The organism is Caballeronia arationis, from assembly GCF_001544975.2.
GTDB classification, from domain to species: domain Bacteria; phylum Pseudomonadota; class Gammaproteobacteria; order Burkholderiales; family Burkholderiaceae; genus Caballeronia; species Caballeronia arationis.
The window spans coordinates 14,923-41,052 of sequence record NZ_FCOG02000048.1 but is presented as its reverse complement, the minus strand read 5'-3'; the positions used below and the strand labels follow the sequence as shown (position 1 = coordinate 41,052).

At 61.3% G+C, this 26,130-nt stretch carries 13 protein-coding genes and 1 pseudogene; 9 read left to right on the top strand and 5 right to left on the bottom strand.

Going from position 1 to position 26,130, the window contains the following annotated elements:
* Positions 1–170: 170 nt before the first annotated feature.
* Both AWB81_RS24655 and AWB81_RS24650 read left to right on the top strand, forming a co-directional pair.
* On the top strand, positions 171–1,199 hold the full coding sequence (locus tag AWB81_RS24655; RefSeq protein ID WP_062639167.1) for a TRAP transporter substrate-binding protein: 1,029 nt from the start codon (positions 171–173) through the stop codon (positions 1,197–1,199).
* Complete coding sequence (locus AWB81_RS24650) at positions 1,196–3,085, top strand: TRAP transporter large permease (protein ID WP_062639166.1); 1,890 nt, start codon at positions 1,196–1,198, stop codon at positions 3,083–3,085. The genes AWB81_RS24655 and AWB81_RS24650 overlap by 4 nt, the downstream gene beginning before the upstream one ends.
* A gap of 385 nt (positions 3,086–3,470) precedes the next feature.
* Here AWB81_RS24650 and AWB81_RS24640 read toward each other — a convergent pair whose 3' ends face one another.
* Positions 3,471–4,688 (bottom strand): FAD-dependent monooxygenase, encoded by a 1,218-nt coding sequence (locus tag AWB81_RS24640; protein ID WP_062639164.1) that lies wholly within the window; start codon positions 4,686–4,688, stop codon positions 3,471–3,473.
* A 171-nt stretch (positions 4,689–4,859) separates the two neighbouring features.
* Here AWB81_RS24640 and AWB81_RS24635 point away from each other — a divergent pair, with 171 nt between their 5' ends.
* Positions 4,860–5,807, top strand: coding sequence for a LysR family transcriptional regulator (locus AWB81_RS24635; protein WP_062639163.1), 948 nt, complete (start codon positions 4,860–4,862; stop codon positions 5,805–5,807).
* Positions 5,808–5,935: 128 nt separating this feature from the next.
* Here the strand turns inward: AWB81_RS24635 and AWB81_RS24630 are convergent, their stop codons facing one another.
* A complete protein-coding gene (locus AWB81_RS24630) occupies positions 5,936–6,415 on the bottom strand; it encodes a low affinity iron permease family protein (RefSeq protein ID WP_062639177.1) in 480 nt (159 codons plus the stop codon).
* An 830-nt stretch (positions 6,416–7,245) separates the two neighbouring features.
* Here AWB81_RS24630 and AWB81_RS24625 point away from each other — a divergent pair.
* Both AWB81_RS24625 and AWB81_RS24620 read left to right on the top strand, forming a co-directional pair.
* On the top strand, positions 7,246–13,278 hold the full coding sequence (locus AWB81_RS24625; protein WP_200822544.1) for a HAMP domain-containing protein: 6,033 nt from the start codon (positions 7,246–7,248) through the stop codon (positions 13,276–13,278).
* Positions 13,279–13,287: 9 nt separating this feature from the next.
* The gene (locus AWB81_RS24620) at positions 13,288–15,447 is read left to right on the top strand and encodes a response regulator (RefSeq protein ID WP_062639162.1); all 2,160 of its coding nucleotides are present in this window, start codon (positions 13,288–13,290) and stop codon (positions 15,445–15,447) included.
* Between the two features lie 650 nt (positions 15,448–16,097).
* Here AWB81_RS24620 and AWB81_RS24615 read toward each other — a convergent pair.
* A complete protein-coding gene (locus tag AWB81_RS24615; protein ID WP_062639161.1) occupies positions 16,098–17,390 on the bottom strand; it encodes a D-amino acid dehydrogenase in 1,293 nt (430 codons plus the stop codon).
* Between the two features lie 180 nt (positions 17,391–17,570).
* On the opposite strand from AWB81_RS24615, the pseudogene AWB81_RS48520 reads away from it, so the two are divergent.
* A pseudogene (locus AWB81_RS48520) lies at positions 17,571–17,647 on the top strand (amylo-alpha-1,6-glucosidase); the annotation flags it as partial.
* Here AWB81_RS48520 and AWB81_RS48340 read toward each other — a convergent pair.
* Entirely contained in the window at positions 17,647–17,775 is a 129-nt protein-coding gene (locus tag AWB81_RS48340) for a hypothetical protein (RefSeq protein WP_268811764.1), read from the bottom strand. The pseudogene AWB81_RS48520 and the gene AWB81_RS48340 overlap by 1 nt on opposite strands.
* On the opposite strand from AWB81_RS48340, the gene AWB81_RS24610 reads away from it, so the two are divergent.
* Entirely contained in the window at positions 17,774–20,515 is a 2,742-nt protein-coding gene (locus AWB81_RS24610; protein ID WP_062639160.1) for an MGH1-like glycoside hydrolase domain-containing protein, read from the top strand. The two genes, AWB81_RS48340 and AWB81_RS24610, sit on opposite strands and share 2 nt — an antisense overlap.
* Before the next feature lie 394 nt (positions 20,516–20,909).
* Here the strand turns inward: AWB81_RS24610 and AWB81_RS24605 are convergent, their stop codons facing one another.
* Positions 20,910–22,322, bottom strand: coding sequence for an ATP-binding protein (locus tag AWB81_RS24605; protein WP_062639159.1), 1,413 nt, complete (start codon positions 22,320–22,322; stop codon positions 20,910–20,912).
* 725 nt (positions 22,323–23,047) lie between these two features.
* Here AWB81_RS24605 and AWB81_RS24600 point away from each other — a divergent pair.
* Positions 23,048–24,709, top strand: a complete 1,662-nt coding sequence (locus AWB81_RS24600) for an FAD-dependent oxidoreductase (protein ID WP_062639158.1) — start codon at positions 23,048–23,050, stop codon at positions 24,707–24,709.
* A complete protein-coding gene (locus AWB81_RS24595; RefSeq protein ID WP_062639157.1) occupies positions 24,706–26,106 on the top strand; it encodes an ATP-binding protein in 1,401 nt (466 codons plus the stop codon). The genes AWB81_RS24600 and AWB81_RS24595 overlap by 4 nt, the downstream gene beginning before the upstream one ends.
* The last annotated feature ends 24 nt before the right edge of the window (positions 26,107–26,130 follow it).

The window sequence follows — 26,130 nt, the reverse complement described above, 5'->3', positions numbered from 1 at the left end:
CACCTTTGCGCAAAATAATTGAATTGTCCTTCACCAACAAGCCTCTTATATTTTGCACACGCAGGACCGGCGGCGCCTCGACAAGAGTCGAACAAGCGCCGCAACGTGCCCCGACGCCATACCGACAAAGTGGCGCGCCACGGTAAGTTCATATAACAGGAGACAGCATCATGAGCACGTCGAACTTGCCGCGCCGCATCTCGCGACGCGCGGTGTTGAAGGCTGCGGCCGCCCTTCCGTTGGTAACGATATGGACCCGGCCAGCACGCGCTGCCGAGTTCACCTACAAGCTCGCCACTGGGCAATCCCTCAATCAGCCGATCAATACACGACTCAAGGAAGCCATCGACCGCATTCGCGAGGCAAGCAGCGGCAGGCTCGAGATCCGCTTCTTCCCCGCATCGCAACTGGGCTCGGACACTGACCTGCTGTCGCAGACGCGCTCGGGCGCCGTCGAGTTCCTCAACATCTCTGGCTCGGTGATGTCGACCGTGATTCCGCTCGCGGCAATCACCAATCTCGGCTTTGCGTTCTCGGACTATGACCAGGTCTGGCGCGGCGTCGATGGCGAGCTCGGCAAGATCATCCGCGCGCAGATCGACAAGAGCGGGTACGTCTCCGTGTCGAAGGCGGCGGACAACGGCTTTAGGCAGATCACGTCCGCGACGAAACCGATCAAGGCGCCCGACGACTTGCGCGGTTACCGGATCCGCGTGCCGGTCTCGCCGATGTTCACGTCGCTCTTTCAGACGCTAGGGGCGAACCCTACGTCGATCAACTTCAACGAGCTCTACACCGCGTTGCAGACCCATCTCGTGGACGGTCAGGAAAACGGCCTCGTCACGATCGAGGCGGGCAAGCTGTATGAAGTGCAGAAGTACGTCGCCGAGACCAATCACATCTGGGACCCGTTCTGGCTGCTCGGTAACCCGCGCGCCTTCAATGCACTCCCGGACGATCTCAAGGCTATCGTGCGGCGCGAATTCGACCGGGCGAGCGTCGAGCAGCGCGCGGACGTCGCGCGTTTGAATACATCGCTGAAGTCCCAGTTGTCCGGCAAGGGGTTGACGTTCGTCCCCGCGGACAGGGAGGCGTTTCGCACTGCGCTATCGAAAGCCGGCTTCTATACGCAGTGGCGGGACAAGTTCGGTGCCGGTCCGTGGAGTGCCCTCGAAGCGGTGACGGGGAAAATATCATGAGCGCGGCACACAATCTGGAGGTGCCGGGGCCGACATTCGTACGCAATGCGCATGGCGAGAGCGGCATCGAACGCTGGTTGAGACGCGGGATCGAGGTGCTCGCCGCGGCGGCAGTCGTGGGAGAGGTTGCGCTGCTGTTCGTCGGCATCGTTGCGCGTGCAGTGTTTCACCAACCGCTGATCTGGTCGGACGAACTCGCGTCGATCCTGTTCCTCTGGCTTGCAATGCTGGGCAGCGCGCTCGCGGTGCAGCGTTCGTGTCACATGCGGTTGACCTTCTTCGTATCGCACATGACACCGCGCGCGCAGGCATGGGCCGAGACGCTGGCGGTCGCCGCTGCGGCCGCGTTCTTCGCGCTGGTCATGCATCCCGCGTTCGACTACGTGCAGGACCAGGCGTTCGTGGAGACGCCTGCACTCGGCTGGTCGGGCTCGGTCAGAGCACTGGCGATTCCGTTCGGCTGCGCGGCGGCGCTGGTCAGTTGCGGGCTGCGGCTCGCGCGGCATGACCGGCGGCATATCGTTGGTGCGCTGGCGCTCATGCTGCTGATCGCCTTCGGCTGCTATCTCGCCAAGGCGCCATTGACGCACATGGGGCAGGGCGCGCTGCTGGTGTTCTTCGTCGGCATGCTTGGCACGGCGGTGATGGCGGGCGTGCCAATCGCCTTCGCGTTTTCGCTTGCGACCAGCGCCTATCTGCTGACGACCACGTCGACGCCGCTCAGCGTCGTAGTCGGACGTATGGACGAGGGCATGAGCACGCTGATCCTGCTCGCCGTGCCGATGTTCGTGCTGCTCGGACAGCTCGTGCACGTCACGGGCGTGGCGCGCGTGATGGTCGCGTTTCTCGCGTCGCTGCTCGGTCACGTTCGGGGCGGCATGTCGTATGTGCTGCTCGGCGCGATGCTGCTGATCTCGGGTATCTCGGGCTCCAAGACGGCCGACATGGCGGCCGTGGCGCCGGTGCTCTTCCCCGAGATGCGCAAGCGCGGAATGAAGGACGGCGAGCTGGTGTCGCTGCTCGCCGCTTCCGGCGCGATGAGCGAAACGATTCCGCCGTCGTTGGTGCTGATCGCGATCGCGTCGGTGACCGGCATATCGATCGCTGCGCTCTTTACCGCGGGCATTCTGCCGGCGATCGTGCTTGCTTTCGTGCTCGGCGTCGTTGCGTGGTGGCGTGCGGGACGCGAGGATGAGACGGACGAGAGCCGCGCGGGAGCGGTGAGGGCACCCTGGTCCCAGGTGCGCCGCACCTTCGTGATTGCCTTGCCCGCGCTGCTGCTGCCGTTCCTGATCCGCAGTGCCGTGGTGGAGGGAATTGCGACCGCGACGGAGGTCTCGACGATCGGGATCGCCTACTCGCTCGTAATCGGCCTATTGATCTATCGCGGCGGCCTGAAGTGGAAAGCCATCATGCCGATGCTGCTGCAGACGGCGGCGTTGTCCGGTGCGATTCTGTTCATTGTCGGGGCGGCGAGCGCGATGGGCTGGGCGTTGACGCAGTCGGGTTTCTCGCACGATCTCGCGAACATGATGACGAGAGTCCCGGGCGGTGCCGCGGGCTTCATGCTGGTATCGATCGTTGCGTTCATCGTCCTCGGTAGCGTGCTGGAGGGCATTCCGGCCATCGTGCTGTTTGGGCCGCTGTTGTTCCCGGTTGCACATCAGCTCGGGATACACGAAGTGCACTACGCGATGGTCGTCGTGCTAGCAATGGGGCTCGGGGTGTTCGCGCCGCCGTTCGGCCTGTGTTACTACGCGGCGTGCATCATCGGTGAGGTATCGCCGGAAGCGGGACTCAAGCGCATCTGGATTTATCTGGGCATGCTGCTTCTCGGGCTGATCGCGATAGCCTTCGTTCCTTGGATCTCGATCTGCTTTCTTTGAACTTATGGAGTAGATGTGCCGTTTAGGGCTGAGCACACTTGCTGATTGCGGCGGTGTGGTTTCGCCCTTGTGCGAGCAGCGATCTGTGTCATTTCTCAAGCGATCGTTGGAATCGCACAGCGCGATAAGTTAGGTCGCTTCGAAATCGCCCAGATAAGCCGAAGTCGCAACGTTCGGAGCGGACGCCATGGTTCCGATGCGCAGCGATCGTCGGAGCGGGTTCGGCCAAGAGCGGCCATTCGTCGAGCACAGTCTCAGTGCCGTTGGAACGACCGCATCACTTCGGAAATGGCCGGACGAACCATGCGCAAAGGTCATAACCAGAGTTTGAAATGCACGTCTACGGTTTTCGAGCCTGCGCAGAAAGCGCTCGCGCACGGCTGATTTAAAGCCACGTGCCTCCCTGACGTTCGGTTGGCTCTTGTTCAAGGGCGTCGAAATCGTGAATCCAGTCGAGGTGATGCAGCAGGCTGTCGCGCGCGCCAAGCCGAGCGTTGCGCGACTGCGCCTCGGGCCCGTCGGGCAAATGCAACACGTCGGCTGTCGAAATCGATGCATATTGCACCTTGCGCGTGCGGCCCCGGCGCAGCCTCTCGTAGGCCTCTTGCGCCTCGCGCCAACGGCCCGGGCCCGCCTTGACCAATTGCGCGGCCAGCACCACGGCGTCCTCGATCGACTGATTGGCGCCCTGGCCATGGTGCGGTACGAGCGCATGCGCGGCATCACCGATGAGCGTCACGCGGCCCTTGCTCCAGCGCCCGAGCGGCGGGCGATGGAAGAGACCCCAGCGTTGACTGATGGGCATCGCCGTGATCATCTGCACCACGGCAGGGTGCCAATGCCCGAACATGCGCAGCTGCTCCCCCTCACTAGCCGGCGTGACCCACTCGCGTGAAGGCCACGGCGAGGGATGACGTTCGACGAGCAAAAAGTTCTGGTCGCCTTTGTCGCCGATCGGATAGTGAAGCAGATGGCCCTGCGGTCCAACCCAGAACTGAATGGCTTCGGGATCGGGCAGCAGGTCCATGCGCTCCGCCGGCACTACACCGCGAAAGCCTGAGCAGCCCGAATACAAGGCGTCGTCATAGCCAAGCATCCAGCGCCGGGTGATCGAGCGTGCCCCGTCTGCTCCGATCACGAGGTCGGCCTCGATCTGCTTGCCATTGGCGAAGCTCAAGCTCACACGATCCTGATGCTGCACGAGATCGATAAGCCGATGGCTGAGATTGATGCGCTCAAGCCCGACCGCTTTCGACAACACGGCTTGCAGATCCGCACGATGGATGCCCCAGTACGACCCGCCGAACTGCTCGCGATAGCTCGGCGCCCCGCGATGTTGCCCGATGACCTCCCCGCTGCGCCCGTCCCGATAGATCAGCGCCGGTATTTCTGCGCATACGGCATCGAAGGCTGAGCGCAGACCCATGCGCTCATAAAACCGCGTCGCGTTCGCTGACAGCGCGACGGCCGCTCCCACCTCGCGCAGTTCGTCGGTCTGCTCATAGAGTTGCACGTCGATTCCTTGGTCTCGCAGCGCAAGCGCGAGCGTAAGTCCACCGATGCCAGCACCGACGATGGCGATCCTCAGATCCAGCTGTTCCATGGTGTGTCTCCGATCTTTAATTGATGTGTGTCGAGTCGGCGCGGCATGCGTACTGTTCGCAAGTCGAATGCGTGCGTCGTGTCTTTATTCTCAGCAATGGAGAGTCATTCCGCAATAAAATGACGGGAATATGCTTCATCACTGGGTTGAATGATCAGAGAGGCCAGCGTCATGGAACTGAGCGACATCGACCTTAATTTACTGCTGCTTTTTCAGCGATTGATGCAGGAGCGGCGTGTCTCGACCGTCGCCGAGCAAATGAACATGAGTCAGCCTGGCGTCAGCAATGCGCTCGCCAAACTGCGTCGTCGGCTCGGTGACCCGCTGTTCGTACGTGGGCCGGGGGGTGTCGTGCCCACGCCGTTTGCGTTGCGTCTTGCAGAGCCAGTATCGCAGGCGCTCGCGACCCTCCACGCTGCACTTAACCCTGCGGCCGGTTTCGATCCACTGCTTGCCGCGCGCACGGTGACGATCGGAATGACCGATATCGGCGAGGTCGTCTTCCTGCCCTCGCTGGTCGAACGACTGTCGCGTGAGGCACCAGGCATCGCTCTGAATACTGTTCGCAACACGAGCATCAATTTAGGCGACGAGATGGCCGACGGCCGGGTCGATCTCGCTATCGGCTTGCTGCCGCAGCTCAAAGGCGGCTTCTATCAGCGCCGCTTGTTCGATCAGCGCTATGTCTGCTTATTCAGGCGTGGCCATGCACTGGAGGAAGCGCCGCTTACGCTCGCTGCCTGGCGTGAGGCCGAACATCTGGTGGTGGTGTCCGCCGGCACAGGACACGGCCAAGTCGATGACTGGCTTAAACGACAGGGCGTGCGGCGCCAGGTGCGCCTGACGGTGCCGCATTTCATGAGTGTCGGCTACATCCTGCAACGCACCGATCTAATCGCCACGGTACCGGAACGACTCGCTTTGCAATTGGCTCTACCGTTCTCGCTTAGCCTGTGCGCGTTGCCGATGACGTTGCCCGCCGCGCCGATTCATTTGCTCTGGCACGCGCGAGTCCAGCAGGACGAAGGCAATCGCTGGCTGCGCGAAGTGGTGATCGATCTGTTCGCGGACACGGCGATGCAAATGCGAAAAACGCGGTCCGTGAAGAAAAGGTCGTGACTGAAACGACTGAAGGTCGATAGACCTGATCCGCTTCGGTGTGGCGGATGGAGGCCGATAGCGAGAACCAGATGACTGAATTCCGGTCAGAACAAACCGGCGGGTTCAGCTATACAGACGTCGGCTCCTCAAGGGCCTTCCGATGCCTGCGCCAGACTGCCTCCTTCGGGCGGGGCGAAGACCGTTGTGTCGCCGCTCGCCATGCGCAGATATGCCGCCGCAAGCCGCCGCAACTCGTCCTCGCTCGCGTCCTCGATGCCGATCAGCTTATCGCTCGCCGCGCGATGCGAAGCGATCAGCTCGTTGAGCTTCAGATGTAAGGCAACGCTGTCCTTGTTCTGGCTCTGCTGGATCAGGAAAACCATCACGAACGTGACGATCGTCGTGCCGGTGTTGATCACGAGTTGCCAGTTCTCGGAGTAGTGAAAGAACGGACCTGTGAAGGCCCAGACAACGACCGACGTCACCGCTAGCGCGAACGCAATCGGCGAGCCGGCCCAGCGAGTAACGGCGCTCGCAAACGCATCGAAGGCGCGTGTGAGCGGATGGCCCGCAGCGTAGGCGGGACTCGACGTGTCGGGTACCGTGTCGAGTTCGTCAGTGGACATGGGCGGATTGTTGCGCACGGCTCTGCTCCTTCATGGTTTAACGAGCCGAAGAGCAATACGCGTTCCCTTACGTCGACATTTCATGGACGTTACCTTCGTCGATGCCGTCATCGGGTAGAAACACAAATGAACGGTGGCGCGAGAGACAAAGGTGCTTCGTCGCTTACACACCGAGCTGACCTGACATTGCTGGAAAGGTTGAACGTTACCGGTAGCGCGCTTTCCTCGCAAATTGAATGAAGGTCCAAAAAATATCGTCTGCACTTTTGCTGAAGCCGCAGCCGAGTCGGCTGGGGCCTCGTCACTGCCGTCCGACGTTTCAGCGGGTCGTTGCTGACTCGAAGTCGCTTTCGACGGAGCGCTCGCGAGCCGCTAAGAGGCAGCAAAGAGCGTGGCGCCAAATCTCCAGGGTGCGCGCGAATCGGTGCGTGCGCTCGTTTTCATACGGAGCTTATTGGTCCGCGAAACCGTTGCGCCTGTCGCGACGAGCGCGTCAATCAACCCAACGTCTTCGTTGACGGTCAGTGGCTGAAAAGCCTCGATAATCGAGCAAAGGGCGATTTCCGCTTTTTTAAGCGACTACAACATTAGCTTTATTAGTGGAAAGATTTAGCTTCGGAAGCCGACTCGTGCAAACCAAGGGCCATTCGCCGCGAAGGGGTTAGCGACTCACGAAACTGCCAAACTCGCATCAGTTCGTTGACCTCGTGTGGCGGTCTACGCCACCATCGGGGAAATTTACGAGGAGCCGAATGTATGATCCCTAGAATCCACGCAGCGGCTACCCTCAAAACCAAGCAGCAGTTGTGAACCTTATGGGCGAGGCTCGGATGGACACGATCGTGGTTGAAGACGGCAGGGTAGCCGACAGCGAGCTCGGCCTATTGATCAAAGCGGTCGCCGCCTTGCGCTGCGGCGAGATGACCGAAAGATTGCCCACTGACTGGAAGGGCGACAAGGGGCGGCTCGCGGCGGAACTGAACATGCTAGCGGACCGATGCCTACGGCAGACGGAAGCCGTGGAGCAGGCGACAAGCGGTCTGAGGGGACGCTCGGGCGCCGTCGAACGCGTCGACCTCGACGGTCTGAGCGGTTTCTGGCTGCAGCAGGCGCTTCAGATCAATAGACACGTTGAGACTTTCGAAACGGCGCACGACTGCAGCAAGGCGATACACACCGCGCTGACGGCCCTCAAAAAGGGCGAGGGCACCACTCTGCCTGCCGATTGGACCGGGTTGCACGGCAAAGTCGCGGATGTCTTCAATGACGTTGTCGACCAGAACATACGGATGTCCGACGAGCTAGCGCGCCTCAGCCAGGCGGTAGGCAAGGAAGGACGCATCAACGAGCGCGCGGTGATACCGCATCCGCGAGGCTTCTGGCGCCAGTCGATCGACTCGGTCAATTCGCTGATCGCCGATCTGGTCCATCCGACGAGCGAGGTCGCACGCGTCATAGGTGCGGTCGCACAGGGCGATCTCAGCAAGAGCATGGCGCTCGAAGCGGACGGCCGTGCCCTCGAAGGCGAATTTCTACGCACGGCGAAGATCATCAATCGCATGGTCGAGCAACTGGGTACCTTTGCCGCGGAGGTTACGCGCGTGGCGCGCGAGGTTGGCACAGAAGGCAAGCTGGGCGGCCAGGCGGACGTTCAAGGCGTTGCGGGCACCTGGAAGGACCTCACCGATTCCGTCAACTTCATGGCGGGCAACCTCACGAGTCAGGTGCGCAATATCGCCGAAGTGACGAAGGCAGTGGCCGCTGGCGACCTGTCGAAGAAGATCACGGTTGATGTAAAAGGCGAGATCCTCGAACTGAAAAATACAATCAACACGATGGTGGACCAGTTGCGTTCGTTCGCCTCCGAAGTGACACGCGTCGCTCGCGAGGTGGGCACCGAGGGAAAGCTCGGCGGACAGGCGGATGTGCAGGGCGTGGCGGGTACATGGAAGGACCTGACCGACAACGTCAACTTCATGGCTGGAAACCTGACCAGCCAGGTGCGCAATATCGCGGAGGTGACAAAAGCTGTCGCCGCGGGCGACTTGTCGAAGAAGATCACCGTTGACGTGAAGGGCGAAATTCTCGAACTTAAAAACACCATCAATACGATGGTTGATCAGTTGCGCTCGTTTGCCTCTGAAGTGACGCGCGTGGCGAGAGAGGTCGGTACCGAAGGGAAGCTCGGCGGCCAAGCCGACGTGCAGGGTGTCGCGGGAACGTGGAAGGACCTCACCGATTCCGTCAATTCGATGGGCAGCAACCTCACTGCGCAGGTTCGCAACATTGCCGATGTCACCACTGCGGTGGCCGCGGGCGACCTGTCAAAGAAGATCACGGTCGATGTGAAGGGCGAAATTCTGGAGCTCAAGAACACCATAAATACGATGGTCGACCAGTTGAGCTCGTTCGCTTCCGAGGTGACGCGCGTGGCGAGAGAGGTCGGTACCGAAGGCAAGCTCGGCGGGCAGGCCGAGGTGCAGGGTGTCGCCGGTACGTGGAAGGATCTCACCGATTCCGTCAATTCGATGGGCAGCAATCTGACAGGGCAGGTCCGCAACATCGCTGAAGTGACCACTGCGGTGGCGGCGGGTGACCTGTCGAAGAAGATCACTGTCGACGTGAAGGGGGAAATCCTCGAACTCAAGAACACCATCAACACCATGGTTGATCAGTTACGCTCGTTCGCCTCCGAGGTGACGCGCGTGGCGAGAGAGGTCGGTACCGAAGGCAAGCTCGGCGGGCAGGCCGATGTGCAGGGCGTCGCCGGTACATGGAAGGACCTCACCGATTCGGTCAATTCAATGGGCAGCAACCTCACTGCACAGGTTCGCAACATCGCCGAGGTAACGACGGCTGTTGCTGCCGGCGACCTCTCTAAAAAGATTACGGTCGACGTGAAGGGCGAAATTCTAGAGCTCAAGAACACCATAAATACGATGGTCGATCAGTTGCGCTCGTTCGCATCCGAAGTTACGCGCGTCGCCCGTGAAGTCGGCACCGAGGGGAAGCTGGGCGGGCAGGCGGACGTGCAAGGCGTGGCAGGCACCTGGAAAGATTTGACCGACAACGTCAACTTCATGGCCGGCAATTTGACAAGCCAGGTGCGCAACATCGCGGACGTGACGAAGGCCGTGGCTGCGGGCGACCTGTCCAAGAAGATTACGGTGGACGTGAAAGGCGAGATCCTGGAGCTCAAGAACACGATCAACACGATGGTCGACCAGTTGAGCTCGTTCGCATCCGAAGTGACGCGGGTTGCACGCGAAGTCGGCACGCTTGGCAAGCTTGGCGGTCAGGCCGATGTGCAGGGTGTCGCCGGCACCTGGAAGGACCTGACTGATTCTGTGAACTTCATGGCGGGCAATCTGACGAGCCAGGTGCGCAACATCGCGGACGTGACCAAAGCCGTCGCCGCCGGCGACCTGTCGAAGAAGATTACCGTCGACGTCAAGGGTGAAATCCTCGAACTGAAGAACACGATCAATACGATGGTTGATCAGCTACGCTCGTTTGCGTCGGAGGTGACCCGCGTCGCGCGTGAAGTCGGCACGGAAGGGAAGCTCGGTGGGCAGGCCGATGTTCAGGGCGTCGCCGGCACCTGGAAGGACTTGACCGATAACGTCAACTTCATGGCGGGCAATCTGACCAGTCAGGTGCGGGGCATCGCGCGAGTTGTAACCGCCGTGGCGAACGGTGATCTCGCGCGCAAGCTCACAGTGGAAGCAAAGGGCGAGATCGCGGCGCTCGCAGACACGATCAACAGCATGACGGACACGCTCGCGACCTTCGCCGATCAGGTCACCACGGTGGCGCGCGAAGTGGGCGTCGAAGGAAAACTCGGCGGACAGGCGAAGGTGCCGGGCGCGGCGGGAACCTGGAAAGGACTGACCGAGAATGTCAATCAGCTCGCTGCAAATCTCACCACGCAAGTACGCGCGATCGCGGAGGTGGCGACCGCCGTCACACAAGGCGATCTGACACGCTCGATCACTGTCGAGGCACTAGGCGAGGTGGCCGCGCTTAAGGACACAATCAACGAGATGATCCGCAACCTCAAGGACACGACTGAACTCAACACTGAACAGGACTGGCTCAAGACCAATCTGGCGAAGTTCAGCCGCATGCTGCAGGGCCAGAAGGATCTGGTGGCGGTAGGCCATCTAATTCTCTCGGAGCTAGCCCCGGTCGTCGGTGTTCAACAGGCGGAGTTCTTCGTGTTCGATGCGAGCGCGCAGGCAGCGTCGTTGAGGCTTGTCGCAAGTTATGCGTCCGATGGCCACCGCTCGCATGGCAAGCTCGTGCAGCTCGGCGAGGGGCTCATCGGCCAGTGCGCTGTGGAGAAGCGCAAAATACTGCTCGCGCCGTCCGCATCGAGTGACTACCGAATCGTTTCCGGGCTGCTCAGCGTCGTGCCGCACAACGTGTTGGTGTTGCCGATCGTATTCGAAGGGCAAGTCAAGGGCGTGATCGAACTAGCGTCGATCGAACGATTTAATCCGACCCACCAGGCGTTTCTCGACCAGCTCACCGAAAGCATCGGCATTGTCATCAACACGATTGAAGCGAACATGCGCACGGAGGATCTGCTCAAGCAGTCCCAATCGCTTGCGCAGGAGCTTCAGAGCCGTCAGGAAGAACTGCAGCAGACGAACCAGGAACTCCAGGAAAAGGCGCGCCTGCTCGCGCACCAGAACCAGGAAGTCGAGCGCAAAAACGCGGAGGTCGAACAGGCTCGGCAGGCGCTCGAAGAAAAAGCCAAGCAGCTTGCGCTGACGTCGAAGTACAAGTCCGAGTTCCTCGCCAATATGTCGCACGAATTGCGCACGCCGCTTAACAGCCTGCTCATTCTGTCCGACCAGCTTTGCAAGAATCCGGAAGGCAACCTGTCAACAAGGCAGATAGAGTTTTCAAGAACGATCCATTCCTCGGGCAACGATCTGCTTATGCTGATCAATGACATTCTCGACCTATCAAAGATCGAATCCGGGACCGTCGTCGTAGATGTGGCCGAACACCGGCTTGCCGATCTCACGACTTATGTGGAGCGCACATTCCGGCATGTGGCCGAGGCTCGTAGCGTCGAGTTCCTTATCCACCTCCGTGCCGAATTGCCCGCATCCATTCATACGGACCTCAAGCGCCTGCAGCAGATCCTGAAAAATCTCCTTTCCAACGCGTTCAAGTTCACGCATCAAGGACATGTCACGCTATCTATCGACGAAGCGCTGGGTGGCTGGAGTGCGGACAACGAGGCACTCAACCGCGCCGTGCAGGTCATCGCGTTCTCGGTCCAGGATACGGGCATTGGAATCTCGGCCGACAAGCAACAGATCGTGTTTGAAGCCTTCCAGCAGGCCGATGGGAGCACGAGCCGGAAATATGGCGGCACAGGGCTCGGCCTAGCAATTAGCCGCGAGCTCTCGAAGCTGTTGGGCGGCGAAATGCGTCTGATGAGTACGCCAAACGAGGGAAGCACCTTCACACTTTATCTGCCGCGCAAGAACGATCTCGCCCGAGCGAGCCGCAGGTCGACGGCCAGGCAGGACGGCGCGGCTAACGCGCTCTCGGATACTGCGTCGCGCACAACCCCTGTGATCGACGCTCCCGTAGTTGACCCGGAATTCGCGGACCCGGTCGCGCACGAAGTCGCGTATCCGCTAATCATGGACGACCGGGATAGCATCCAGCCCGGCGACCGAGTGCTTCTGATCGTGGAGAACGATCCCGCGTTTGCGCGCGTAATGGTCGAGGCAGCGCGCCAGCAGGGATTCAAGACGCTAGCCACCGCGCTCGGCGCTGCCGCCTTGACGCTGGCTGATCAGTTCAAGCCAGACATGCTGACGCTCGACCTGTTCCTGCCAGACATGGAGGGTTGGCGTGTGCTTGCACGGGTGAAGCACGATATGGCGACGCGGCATATCCCGGTGTGCGTGATCTCGACCGATGAATCGCGTGAGCGTGCACTGCGCTCACGCGCTTTCGCGTTCCTTCCGAAGCCGATAAAGTCGCGCGAGATCCTCGATCACGCGGTCGCCTCGATGGCGAAATATATCGAAGCCCCGCGTCGCGTGCTCGTCGCGGTGTTGCCTCCAGGAAACGAACGCGAAATGCTAACGAGCGCTTTGCAGGGCGATCTCGTCGCGCTCGTATTTGCGAATTCCCGTGATGAACTGGTGACGCATCTTGCGTCTCCCGCCGTACATGCGCTGGTGCTGGATGACAGCGTGCCGTGGATCGGGCCGGAAGACATCGAGGCAGCGCTCGTGTCACGCAGTCCGTTTGCGCCGCTTCCGGTGATCGTGAGCGCGACAGGCGAAGTGGCGCCCGAGCGTTGGCAATCTAGACGCGAAGAATACGTCGTGCAGCATGCGGGGCGTCCGGACTGTTTGCTCGATCTGGTCGTGGCCGCACTTCACATCGACGCTAAGCGGCTGCCTCCCGAACCGCAGGCGATGCTCCAAGCACTGCATGCTCCGGAGCGCGCATTGCAGGGCAGGAAAGCGCTCATTGTCGACGACGACATGCGCAATATTTTCGCGCTCGCGACGATCATGGAAGACCTCGGCATGCGTCATGTATGGGCAGACAACGGACGTGATGCCATCCGTCAGGTCGAAGCGGACGCCGACATCGAAATCGTCCTGATGGACATCATGATGCCCGAGATGGACGGGCTTACAACGATGCGCGAAATTCGGCGGCGGCCGGTCGGTCAAGCGCTGCCGATCATCGCGGTCACTGCAAAGGCGATGAAAGGCGATCGCGAGAAGTGCATCGAGGCCGGCGCGTGGGACTACCTGTCGAAGCCTGTTAACCGCGACGACTTGCTCGCCGTGCTGCACGCGTGGCTGCATCGCTAGGAGCAGCCAATGCCTTCACAGGACACGCGTTTTGAAGACCAGGTGAGCATTTTGATCGTCGACGATCTGCCCAGCCAGCAGGTCGTACTGCGCACGGTACTCGAAGCACCAGGTCATGACGTGATTACCGTTTCGTCGGGGCGAGAGGCGCTGAAGGCGGTTCTCGAGCAGGACTTCGCCGTGATCCTTCTTGACGTGAACATGCCCCATATGGATGGCTTTGAAACGGCCAGCATGCTGCGTTCGTACCGTCGAACCGCTGCGACTCCAATTATCTTTGTAACCGCTTATGTAGACGATGCAGAAATGGCGAGAGGGTACTCACTGGGCGCTGTCGATTACATCTCGTCGCCCGTCGTGCCCGAAATCCTGCGCGCGAAGGTCGGCGTATTTGTGCAGATGCACCGGATGAATCGCGAGCTGCTTGCGAGGGCGGTACAACGCGAGGAAGTCGCGAGAGCGGAGGCGCGAAGGGCCGCTGCCGATCAGGCGCGTGAGCGTGCCGATTTTCTCGCGCATGTCAGTCATGTGCTGACGCGTTCGCTCGACGTGGAAGCGACCGTGGAACGTATTCTCGATACTGCAGTGCCCGCATTGGCCGACGTGGCATGTGTAGTTTTGGTCGCAGACGGTGAATCGGCTTCCCGCACGGCGATTCGCTGCGCGCCTGCGGCCCTCGGGGGCGCAACTTCGCCGGGCGTGGCCTCCGTAGTGCCGCTCGACAGGTTCTTCGAGTTAGCAGACCGGGCGATGCAAGCGGCCGAACGAGTGATCTGCCGCGACGATACCTCGGGAATCTTTGCCCCTTCCGCTAGCGAAGACCTCGCTGCTCCGCAATTGCTCAAGCTCGAGGAGGTCAGCTTTCACTCGTTGCTGAGCGGCGCGCAGCGGAAGGCGGCGTTAGCCTTGGGCGTAATTAGCCACGATGACAGCCGTCAGCCGGCTCCCGTCGTCACCGAGTTCGTCAGCCGCGCATCAATCGCGCTGGAGAACGCGTTCCTGTATTCCGCCGTGCGCGACGAGGATCTGCGAAAAAACCAGTTCCTCGCGATGCTGGCACACGAACTTCGCAATCCTCTCGCCCCGATCGCCAATGCGGTGAGCGTGATGAAGGCGGCGCCGCCGGGCGATGCAGCCGTTTCCGCGTGGGCGGGCGAGATCATTGGCACGCAGATCGAGCACATGGTGCGCATCGTCGACGATCTGCTGGACGTTTCCCGGATCGCGCGAAACACGGTGTCGTTGCGGCGCGAGCCGACGCTCCTGCGCACGGTCGTCGAGCGCGCCGTGGAAACGAGCCGACCGCATTTTGCCGCGCGCTCGCAGATCTTCCAATGCGAGCTCGGTGCTCGCGACGTGATAGTCGATGGCGACGTCGTTCGACTAACACAGATCGTTGCCAACCTGCTCAACAATGCGTCAAAGTTCACGCCGCCGGGCGGACACATTTCGCTTGCGACCGACTTCGCGGACGGCACCGCCGTAATGACGGTGACCGATGACGGTGAGGGGATCGACGCGCACCTGATGCCGCACGTGTTCGATTTGTTCGCGCAAGGCGACAGTTCCCTCGACCGCGCGCAGGGGGGCTTGGGCATTGGGCTTACCCTCGCGCGCCACCTCGCTGAACTGCACGGTGGCTCGATACAGTGCTGGAGTGCCGGCCGAGGCCGTGGCGCAAGGTTCATAGTTGAGCTACCAGCACGGGTCGCAAGTGAGAAAATTGCACATGTCGCGGATGTTGTTCCCCTCCATTGCAAGAGTGCGGTACGAGTGCTTGTTGTCGATGATTCCGTGGCCTCGGCCGAGAGCCTTAAGCTATTTCTCGAGATGCAGGGCTACGAGGTGCGATGTGCATTCGACGGCGCGGCAGCACTTACTCTGGCACATACCTTCTTGCCACACGTAACGCTTTTGGATATTGGCCTTCCAGGCATGAATGGGTACGAGGTGGCGAAGGCGATGCGAAAGGATCCAGTTCTAACCCATTGTTTGCTCGTGGCTCTTAGCGGCTATGGCCAGGAAGAAGATCGCCGCAGATCGGCTACCGCGGGCATCGATCATCATCTTATCAAGCCGGCTAATCTGAATTCACTAATCGAACTGATAGGACGACACGCGATGCCGCACGACGCGAACAAAGCGATGGAAGGACGGCAAGGGGCCTGAGTTTCGATATGCAGGGTACGCTTGGGATGAACGCTGCAAGGGGCAGGTGGAAGTAACGCCAGAAACGACGGTTTACTCAGGATTGCAATTGGCGCGCAAACAACGCGAACACGCGAACTGAGATTGACCCGCTTAGTCGGACGGTTTGCAGTCAGAGATTCGACCTGGGCCGGCCTCCGCTAAGCGTTGAGTCGGGGGGTGCCAACGGACGGGCAGCGGGTCGCTTCTCACGATGCGAGAGTGAGCCGTGGGTTCCATCTCCTCCATAACGGCACAGAAGAGCCCATTCCTAAGCGTCTCCGGCGAAAAATCGCGGGTTGCAGGTGCGAGGGTACTGGACTGCAAAACAGCGCGGACCGCCCGGCCCACATGAATGGTGTCCTTACGGTGAGCGCGGTTGACCGTGGCGTTGCAAAGCCGACACCCGCCGACGTACGGTCCTATCACGTCGACAGTTGACGTCCAGGGTCAAGTGCGACGGGTCGCGCCAGCGGACCATCTGCAGGTTGTGCCTTACAGCATCGGGATGGATATGAGCGTTAATCGGGCGCGGCATCGTTCTTTGAAGGTAAAGTGCGACAGGGCATTCTGGGCTTTGGAAGCAAAGTGGGGCCTTCGCCGGTTGCGCGCTGGGATTTGCAATCAGTTGGTCAATCGAGAGCGAAGTCAGCCGGTGCGGAAGACTCCTTGGCGTACCTAAATACGTTAAGGTCATCAAACTGAATTGCGGGCCTTCGACCTGAAACCAAGTCGGCGAGAAGCTGCGCCGAACCGCACGACATGGTCCAACCCAGCGTGCCATGACCCGTGTTCAGATAAAGGTTAGGAATCGCAGTGTGACCGACAATCGGCGTCCCATCGGGCGTCATTGGACGCAGCCCGGTCCAGAACGTAGCGCGAGATGTATCGCCACCACCCGGAAAGAGGTCGTTTACGCACATTTCGAGTGTCTCGCGTCGGGCTTCGCGCAAGCGCTTGTCAAACCCTACAATTTCAGCCATTCCGCCCACGCGGATGCGCTTATCAAAGCGTGTGATGGCAATCTTGTACGTCTCGTCGAGCACCGTCGAAACTGGGGCCTTTGATTCGTCGACGATAGGAGCCGTGATGGAATAACCTTTCAGCGGATACACCGGAATTTTGACGAGGCCGGAGAGGAAGTTCGTCGAATAAGAGCCGAACGCAACGACAAACGCATCCGCATGGATGAGCTTGGCGCCATGCCGAACGCCGACTATCTTGCCGTCCTCGACCACAAGACCGTCTACCTGCGTGTTATATCGAAAGGTCACGCCTGCTTGCTCGGCAAGAGCAGCGAGTCGCGTCGTGAACAATTGGCAATCGCCGGTCTCGTCTCTGGGCAAGCGCAGTCCGCCGGTCAAATTATGAGAGGTAGCCGCGAGCGCAGGTTCGACGCGAGCAAGCTCGCTTGCAGTCAACAATTCATACGGAACGTTCGCGTCTTTTAAGACAGCGATGTCCTTGGCTGCACCGTCAAATTGTTGCTGCGTCCGGAAAACCTGCAAGGTGCCGCCCGTGCGGCCTTCGTATTGAATGCCTGTTTCGCCGCGGAGCGTCTTCAGGCAGTCGCGACTGTACTCCGCGAGCCGCACCATGCGGTTTTTGTTGATGGCATAGCGCTCGGCAGTGCAGTTCTGCAGCATCTGCCACATCCACTGAAGCTGAAACTGCTTGTCTTCGTCATCGGGCCTAATTGCCAGTGGCGCGTGCTTTTGAAACATCCACTTCACCGCTTTGAGCGGCACGCCGGGAGCAGCCCAAGGTGCCGCGTAGCCAGGGGAAATCTGCCCCGCGTTGGCAAAACTCGTTTCGAGCGCGGGCCCTTGTTCCCGGTCGATGACGGTGACTTCATGGCCGGCCCGCGCAAGGTAGAACGCACTAGTTACACCAACCACGCCACTGCCTAGAACAATGACTCGCATACGGACTCCATGACCGATTGAGCGTTGAACAATCAAAAAGTACTTCGGTTCTCAAAACACCCAGTTGATAGCACCATGCTATCCGCGGTGAAATAGTTTTTTATATTGTTTGAGCCGGGCGTTTTAGTTGAAAAAACTGACGATCCTACCGCTTTGTGCCGCTATCGACGGTCCTTCCCCGGATCGCCGATGCAGCGAGATGGCGCCTATCATCAAGGTACGGTCTGGGATGGTTGATGGGGCCGTTCGTCGAAGCCTAATTGCGCGCGCGACGCAGCGTGGTCGCCCGGCGGACCGTGCGCATCGAGCGGATGTTGAGCACCTGATGCGCGTCGCGCACACGGCGCTCGTGATGGATAGTCGATTTCGGGTCGGGAGGTTTCATGCCACCGCTGCACGCGACCAATCTGCTCCAGTCGAAGGAAGGTTTCCGTCTTCATGGTCCGGAACTCGACCAATGGCGCCGCTGGGGTCCTTATCTGAGCGAGCGGCAATGGGGCACAGTCCGCGAAGACTACAGCGAGTACGGCATCGCATGGGACTACTTTCCGCACGACCATGCGCGTAGTCGCATGTATCGCTGGGGTGAGGACGGCATTGCCGGATTCGGCAACGATCCGCTCGACTGGTGCGTATCGCTCGCGCTCTGGAACGGGCACGATCCGATCATCAAGGAACGGCTCTTCGGGTTGACAAATGCGGAAGGCAATCACGGCGAGGACGTGAAGGAGCTTTACTTTTATCTCGACGGCACGCCGACACATTCGTACATGAAGATGCTGTACAAGTATCCTCATGACGCGTACCCGTACCAGGATCTGATCGACGAGAACCGGCGGCGCGGCGCGGATCAGCCCGAATATGAGATCCTCGATACGGGCGTGTTCGACGATAACCGCTACTTCGACGTCTGCGTCGAGTATGCGAAGCACACACCCGACGATATCGTGATGCGCGTTACCGTCGAAAACCGCGCGGATCAGCGCGCGGCGCTTCATGTGTTGCCGCAATTCTGGGCCCGCAACAGATGGGCGTGGTCCGGCAAGCCCGGCAAGCCGTTGCTCACGCTGGAGCCGGATTCCGAGGAAGGCGTGCGCGTCGTCGCGCAGAATCCCGCGCTCGGCACGATGATCGTGACGGCCTCGGCACAACAGCCGGTCGAGTGGCTCTTCTGCGAAAACGAAACGAATGTGCGCCGCATTTTCGGCATCGATGGAGCGGGGCCGTTCAAGGACGGCATCAATGACTACGTCGTCGACGGCGACGAGCAGGCAATCCGGCGCGACAAGGGCACCCGCGCCGCCGCGCACGTGTACCTGCAGTTAGCGCCTCACGAGCGCTCGGTGCTGTATTTGCGCTGGCGTCCCGAACCGGCTCCGGATGCCGTGCCGCTCGACATGAACGAGCTCTTCGCGCACCGGCAAGCGGAGGCGGACGAATTCTATGCGGCGCTTCAGCACGACATCACGGACGCCGATGCGCGGCTCGTGCAGCGCCAGGCGCTCGCCGGCATGCTGTGGACGAAGCAGTACTACCAGTTCGACGTGACGCGCTGGCACGATGGAGACCCCGGCCAACCGAAGCCGCCGAAAGGCCGCAGGAACGGCCGCAACGCGGACTGGCGGCACATGTGCAACGGCGACATCGTGTCGATGCCCGACAAGTGGGAGTACCCGTGGTACGCGTCGTGGGACCTCGCGTTTCATGCAGCCGCGCTCGCCATGATCGATCCCGACTTCGCGAAGAAGCAATTGCTGCTGCTCGTGAAGGAGCGCTACATGCATCCGAACGGGCAACTGCCCGCCTACGAGTGGGCGTTCGGCGATGCGAATCCGCCGGTTCATGCGTGGGCGACATGGCGTGTGTACGAACTCGACCGTGAAGTGACGGGTGTTGGCGATCACGAGTTTCTCGAAGTCATGTTCCACAAGCTGCTGCTCAATTTCTCGTGGTGGGGCAACCGCAAGGACGCCGATGATCGCAACATCTTTCAGGGCGGCTTTCTTGGGCTCGACAATGTCGGCATCTTCGATCGGTCTTCGCCGCTTCCGACCGGCGGCCGCATCGATCAGGCCGACGGCACTGCATGGATGGCATCGTACGCGCTTGACCTGATGCAGATCGGGCTCGAACTGGCGATGACGAACAGCGCGTACGTCGAAATCGCGGTGAAGTTCTTTGAGCACTTTCTGTATATCGCGGAAGCGGTCAGTTGTGGCGAAGGCTGCAACACAGGGTTATGGGACGGGCGCGACGAATTCTTCTACGACGTACTACACCTTCCGAATGGAACTCGTGTGCCGATGCGCATTCGTTCCATCGTCGGGCTGATTCCGCTCTTCGCCGTTCACGTGCTCGAGGACCAGGTGTACGGCCATCTGCCCGGACTGCGCGAACGGCTGGTATGGTTTCTCGATCATCGGCCGAATCTGGCAAAGCTGGTGTCGCGCTGGACCGAACCCGGCAAGGGCGGGACCACGCTGCTCTCGCTGTTGCGCGGACACCGGATGAAATCGCTATTGCGCCGCGCGCTCGATGAAAACGAGTTTCTCTCGGAGCACGGCGTGCGGGCCCTGTCCCGTGTGCATCGCGATGCACCGTACGTTTTTGACCATGACGGCGTGAGCTTCTGCATCAAATACCAGCCTGGCGAGTCGGACTCGCGTGTTTTCGGTGGCAATTCGAACTGGCGTGGACCGGTCTGGATACCGGTCAACTACCTGCTGATCGAATCGCTGTATGAGTTCTATCGCTACTACGGCGATGAGTTTCGCGTCGAATATCCGACGGGATCGGGCAACAGTTTTTCGCTGAGCGAAATTGCCGACGACCTTGCACGGCGTGTCACCACGCTGTTTCTCAAAGATGCACAAGGCGTGCGTCCCGTGATGGCGGCCTATCCAATGCTGCAAGCCGACCCGCGTTCGAGGGATCTCATACTATTTCACGAGTACTTTCACGGCGACAACGGACGTGGCGTCGGAGCTTCACATCAGACTGGCTGGAGCGGGCTCGTCGCGCTGCTGCTCCAGCCGCGCATGATGAAGCTGTCCCACGTAGCGTCTGATTCTGCGTCGGTGGCCGCGCCAGTGGCCGAAGACACCGCACCGGCCATGGCGCGGTAGCGTTTCGGCTGCGGGAAGGCTACTTGCGCACAATGCACGATGAATTTTGTTCGACTCCGTGAGTCAGCGAGCAACCGATGGCTACCGAATCTCCCGCAGGCGAACTTGGCGTTGCCGCGCCCGCGCTTTCGCTGCCCGCAACCGACGGCTGAACCTGTCTGGCGGTAGAAGAGCGGACCTCGCAGGCTTATCGAAAAGTAGACTGCCGACCGAGGCGCCGGTAGCAGTTCGGCGCGCGCTTTGGGTTATCGGCACCGGCCTTCGGCGACCGAGTCAAATCGTGGGGCCGGTGCGGAACCGGCGGATGACCTGCCCCGCCCCGCATATGATGCCTTCGCCGGCTCGGGCGTACTCAGGCGTGTAGCGGTGATGGCGCGTGAGCAGCGGGCCGTCCCTAGCGACTTGTGAAGTCGGACCTCCTCAACGGCAACCTCACGCGGAAAACTGTTTCGGCGGGACGTGAGCCGGCCTCGATCGTACCGCCATGCCGGTTGACCACGATACGATAGGCGACGTGCAGCCCCATCCCCAGGCCGCGCCCCTGCGCCTGACTGGCTGACTTCGACGTAAAGAAAGGCTCGAACAGGTGCGGCATGGCTTCCTGAGGAATACCGGGCCCGGTGTCGGTGATCTCGACCACCGCGTGGTCCGCATGGCGGCGCGTGCGGACAGTCAGTTCGCCGTGTCCGTTCATCGCCTCGACGGCATTTTCGATGATCCGGGTCCATACCTGGTTGAGTTCGCTGCCATACACCGGAAGCCTCGGCAGGCTGCGGTCGTAGTCACGCATAACCACAATGCCCGGGTTGAGTTCATGCGCCATCACGGTAAGCGTATCTTCGATGCCGTTGTGAATGTCGACTTCCTGCCGCGGACCCTGATCCATGTACGAGTAGGACTTCACGGCCTTCACAATATCGGAGATCCGGGCCGCGCCGCGCATCGCCTCATGCATCACCGAGCGAAGCTCCAGGACCTGGGCGATCCACGACACGGCCGCATCGAGTTGCTCGGCGTTCAGGCGGGCAGCCAGCTGCCCGAGGGCATCCGATGTGATCCCATGCGCGATAAGGCATGGAGCCGCCAGCCACGGCTTTGCCACGCCATGGGTGGCAAGCCAGTCACTAAGCAGCGACTCCGCTTCGCCTTGCCGCAGCGCGTCCGCGGCGCTTACGCCGGCCGGCGTTGCGTTGCGCGCGGCCAGGGCTCTCAGTTCATCGACGGCCTCGCGAGGGACTGCGCGCAAGCCAAGCGCCAAGGCTGAATCCTCGAGCGTCGCAAGTCCGCCAAGCATGTGGTCGAGCGCCCGTGTCACGGCTGAGGCGGGATTATTCAGCTCGTGCGCGAGCCCGGCCGAGAGCTTGCCCAGGGCGGCCAGTTTCTCGCGATTGCGCCCAGCCGTTTCGAGCGCGGTGAGCCAGTCGGTCATCACGCGGGCGACAATGCGCGTAAATGAACCGCACGACACGAACAAATCGCGAAAGGCCACTTCCGGAAGCCGCGCAACCCGGCAATCGGTTGCAGCCCTGAGCGTTGCCGGGTAGGGGATTGAAGCCACCATGCACGGCGTTCCGAAGATTTCGGGTGCGACATAGCGTTCAGTAGAAAACTCGCCTTCGGCACGTCTCGTTGTCCTGACCTCTCCTTCAAGAAGAAGGAGCAGACCGGTGCTCATCTCGCTTTCCTCGAGCAGCACGTCCCCCGCCTTGGCACCGAATTCGGTCAGGTTGTCGCACAGCCATTGCAGACGCTCACGCGGGAGGTCCGCAAACACCGGCATCCTGGCCAGTTCGTCGAGTTCGATCATGATTCGCTCCCGCCTCGCGACGGAAATTCAGGCGAGGAAGCGGTGCCGTCATCATCTGCCGTTTCCCGCTAGCGCGCGGCAGAGGTCTCCAGCCTGAACGACATCTGCCCTGTCAGCCCCGTTGATTGCGCCTCGCGGCGAAAAAGCAGGCGAATGGCCGCGTGTAACCTCCCAATACTGGGTGTTGGAAGCCACCTGCCTGCACCTATCATATGCATTCTCGGCAATGACAGATATTCGATTGACATCGGACTTCGTTCGATTCGGGTCATTTTTTTTCAGTGCAGAGTGACGGTAGGCCGGCCTCGGATTGATGCGGGTCCCGGCGGTGAGCGGTGCATCAATCGCTGCATGTTCGAATACTTCTGTTCGCTGCCGAATCGGCCTCCGCGTCGTTGCGTGGTCGGGCAAGCTCCCCACATGCAAAACCAGTCCAATAAACAAAGGGGCTTCCGACTTATTCAAGCGCTTACGGGCTGAGTTCCACGCGAGTGCTCGACCGCCTTCCGCCACTTTTTGCACGGAAAACATGCGATGTGTTGCGCGCTGCGATGAACGCAGCCGAAAGACCGATCTGGCAAGCTCGGATCAAAGTGCTAGGCTTGTAGAGTCATATTTGCACTGCGGCGGGCCACATGAGATCGGCCGTTTCCAGGCCGACCCCGCGTCCGCGTCCGATCATGTCCAGTCCGTCGGCCGGCGCCGCTATCGAGTCCGCAAACAACATGGACAAGCCTGTCATAATCGCGGTCGACGACGACCCGGAAGTGGTTGACGCGGTCGCGCGCGACCTGCGCCTCGGATACGGCGAACACTTTCTGATCGTGCGTGCCGGATCGGGGCAGGCAGCGCTCGAAGCGGCGCATCAACTGCGCTTGCAGAACCGCTCGGTCGCGCTGTTCCTAGTCGACCAGCGCATGCCGCAAATGAGCGGCATCGAATTTCTCGAGCGGGCGATCGCGTTGTTCCCCGAAGCCAAGCGAGTGCTGCTGACGGCTTACGCCGACACCGACATCGCGATCCGCGCGATCAACAAGGTGCGGCTCGACTATTACCTGCTCAAGCCTTGGCATCCGCCGGAGCTCACTTTCTACCCGGTGCTCGACGATCTGCTCGAGGCCTGGCAGACCGCGTGGCGCAGCAGCTTCAAGGGGATTCGCCTGATCGACCATCGCTGGTCTCCGCAAGGCCACCAAATGCGCGACTTCATGGCGCGCAACCATATTCCATACCAATGGCTCGACGTGGCGAGCGGCAGCGAGGCCGACGCACTGCTGAGTTCGCTCGACGCCGCCGCAAGCCAGCTGCCGGTGCTCATTTTCGAGGACGGCTCGGCGCTGAGCCGTCCGACGATCGCGCAGATCGCCGACAAGGTGGGACTGGTCACCCATTCGACGACGCCCTTTTACGACATGCTGATCGTGGGCGGCGGACCGGCGGGGCTGGCCGCCGCCGTATACGGCGCGTCGGAGGGCTTGAAGTCGGCCATCATCGAGCGCCAGGCGCCGGGTGGACAGGCGGGCACCACTTCGCGCATCGAGAACTACCTCGGCTTCCCCTCCGGGGTGAGCGGCGCGGAACTGTCGCGTCGCGCGCTCACCCAGGCGAAGCGTTTCGGCGCCGAGATTATCGTGACCCAGCGCGCGGTCCGCACGCGGGTGGAAGGTCCCTACAAGTTCGTCACCCTGACTGACGGCTCGGAGGTGAGCTGTCATGCGCTCCTGGTGGCGAGCGGCGTGGCGTACCGGAAGCTGGACGCACCCGGCGTGGAGCGCCTCACGGGCGCGGGCGTCTACTATGGCGCGGCGATGACCGAAGCAGTCTGCTGCGCGAATCAGGACCTCTATGTGGTCGGCGCGAGCAATTCGGCCGGGCAGGCCGCGATGTTCCTCTGCAAGTACGCGCGCAATGTCGTGATTGTGTGCCGTGGCCCGTCGCTCGGTGCAGGGGTGTCGCGCTATCTGATCGACGAGATCGACGAGACGCCGAACGTCAGCGTGCGTCCTCACACCCTGGTGGCGAGCGTCGACGGAGATGGTCATCTATCGGAAATTGCGTTGCGCGATGTCAACACCGGCGCGATCGAAGTCGTCCCTGCCGGCGCCCTGTTCATCTGCATCGGTGCCGAGCCGTGCACCGAATGGCTCGGCAATGTCGTGGAGCGCGACGACAACGGCTTCGTGGTGACCGGGCGGGCGTTGCTGACGGACGGCAAGCGCCCGCGGGGATGGTCACTGGCTCGCGACCCCTTCCTGCTGGAGACGAGCGTGCCCGGCATCTTTGCGGCGGGTGACGTGCGCGCCGGCTCGATCAAGCGTGTCGCAGCAGCCGTGGGCGAAGGCTCGACCACCGTGCATCTGGTTCATCAATACCTGGCTACCCTATGATCGACCTCGCAAAGCTGCGCGCAGTGCTGCCCTTCGCGGATCTGTCGGACGAACAGTTGCGGTGGCTGGGCGAGCACCTGACGGAAATCCACGTAAAAGCGGGGGACGTTCTCCGACGGGAAGGCGAAACGAGTCCCGCCTTTTTCGTCGTGCTGGAAGGAGAGTGCCAGGCCACGAAGTTTTCCGGAGCGAAGCAGATTCCCACTAACCGGTTCATCGCTCCAAGCTTCTTCGGGGGCGCAGCGATGCTCGCGGGTACGCCTGCTCCAGGCACGGTCGTTGCCGCCACTCACTGCCACATGGCGCTGCTTCCGGAACGCGCATTCAAGGAACTGCTGCTGGCATCCGAGGCCTTTAGCCGCGCGATTTTCCGTAGCTCCCTCGAGCGCCTCACCACCCTGGAGGCAACCGTGCGCAACCGGGAGAAACTGGCCGCACTAGGCACCCTCGCGGCCGGGCTCGCGCATGAGTTGAACAATCCGGCGGCGGCGGTGGCGCGCACGGCGGATTGCGCGGTCGAGACACTCGCGATGCTGAACCATGCGGCGGTCACGCTCAGTCACAGCACCATTCCGCCGGAGGCGATGAGCGCGCTCGACAGCCTCGGCGCGGGCAAGGGACCGGGGCACGGCCCCGCCGGCGACGCGCTGCAGCAAAGCGAGGCCGAAGACGCGCTTCTCGACTGGCTGGCGAAGCTCGGCATCGAGAGGCCATGGCTAATGGCGCCGTCCCTGGCGCGAATCGGGATCGGGCGCGCGGACCTCGAACCGCTTGCGGCCCGCCTGAACGAGGAACAATTTGCGGCCGGCATCCGGTGGCTCGCGGCAACCCTGGAGCTGCGTTCGCTGGTGGAGGAAACGCGGCGCGGCGCGGTGCGCATCTCCGAGATCGTCAAAGCGATGAAGTCCTACTCCTACATGGACCAGGCGCCGCAGCAGGCGGTCGATCTCCACGGCGGCATCGACGATACGCTCACCATCATGCACCACCGACTCAAGCACGGTGTCACCGTGCGCAGGGAATACGACCGCAGCCTGCCGAACCTGGTGGTGTATGGCAGCGAGCTGAATCAGGTATGGACCAACCTGATCGACAACGCCATAGACGCAATGGAGGGCAAGGGAGAGATTGTCATCCGCACTGGCCGCGACGCGAACGATGCCGTGATCGAAGTCACCGACAACGGGCCCGGCATCGCGCCGGAGGTGATGCCGCACCTGTTCGAGCCATTCTTCACGACCAAGCCGCTCGGTGAGGGCACGGGCCTGGGTCTTGACATCTCCTACCAGACGGTGGTCGAGCGGCATGGTGGGGAGATTCGCGTCGAGTCGCGTCCGGGCCGCACGACGTTCCAGGTCCGCCTGCCGCTTAAGCCGCGAGGCGCGGCGAGCAAGTAGAGGAGAAACGCCAGTGCTCGGCGC

Excerpts from the sequence above, each read along its gene's own strand:
- AWB81_RS24655 (WP_062639167.1), top strand. The coding sequence starts at position 171 with ATGAGCACGTCGAACTTGCCGCGCCGCATCTCGCGACGCGCGGTGTTG.
- AWB81_RS24650 (WP_062639166.1), top strand. The coding sequence starts at position 1,196 with ATGAGCGCGGCACACAATCTGGAGGTGCCGGGGCCGACATTCGTACGC.
- AWB81_RS24640 (WP_062639164.1), bottom strand. The coding sequence starts at position 4,688 with ATGGAACAGCTGGATCTGAGGATCGCCATCGTCGGTGCTGGCATCGGT.
- AWB81_RS24635 (WP_062639163.1), top strand. The coding sequence starts at position 4,860 with ATGGAACTGAGCGACATCGACCTTAATTTACTGCTGCTTTTTCAGCGA.
- AWB81_RS24630 (WP_062639177.1), bottom strand. The coding sequence starts at position 6,415 with ATGTCCACTGACGAACTCGACACGGTACCCGACACGTCGAGTCCCGCC.
- AWB81_RS24625 (WP_200822544.1), top strand. The coding sequence starts at position 7,246 with ATGGACACGATCGTGGTTGAAGACGGCAGGGTAGCCGACAGCGAGCTC.
- AWB81_RS24620 (WP_062639162.1), top strand. The coding sequence starts at position 13,288 with ATGCCTTCACAGGACACGCGTTTTGAAGACCAGGTGAGCATTTTGATC.
- AWB81_RS24615 (WP_062639161.1), bottom strand. The coding sequence starts at position 17,390 with ATGCGAGTCATTGTTCTAGGCAGTGGCGTGGTTGGTGTAACTAGTGCG.
- AWB81_RS24610 (WP_062639160.1), top strand. The coding sequence starts at position 17,774 with ATGCCACCGCTGCACGCGACCAATCTGCTCCAGTCGAAGGAAGGTTTC.
- AWB81_RS48340 (WP_268811764.1), bottom strand. The coding sequence starts at position 17,775 with ATGAAACCTCCCGACCCGAAATCGACTATCCATCACGAGCGCCGTGTG.
- AWB81_RS24605 (WP_062639159.1), bottom strand. The coding sequence starts at position 22,322 with ATGATCGAACTCGACGAACTGGCCAGGATGCCGGTGTTTGCGGACCTC.
- AWB81_RS24600 (WP_062639158.1), top strand. The coding sequence starts at position 23,048 with ATGGACAAGCCTGTCATAATCGCGGTCGACGACGACCCGGAAGTGGTT.
- AWB81_RS24595 (WP_062639157.1), top strand. The coding sequence starts at position 24,706 with ATGATCGACCTCGCAAAGCTGCGCGCAGTGCTGCCCTTCGCGGATCTG.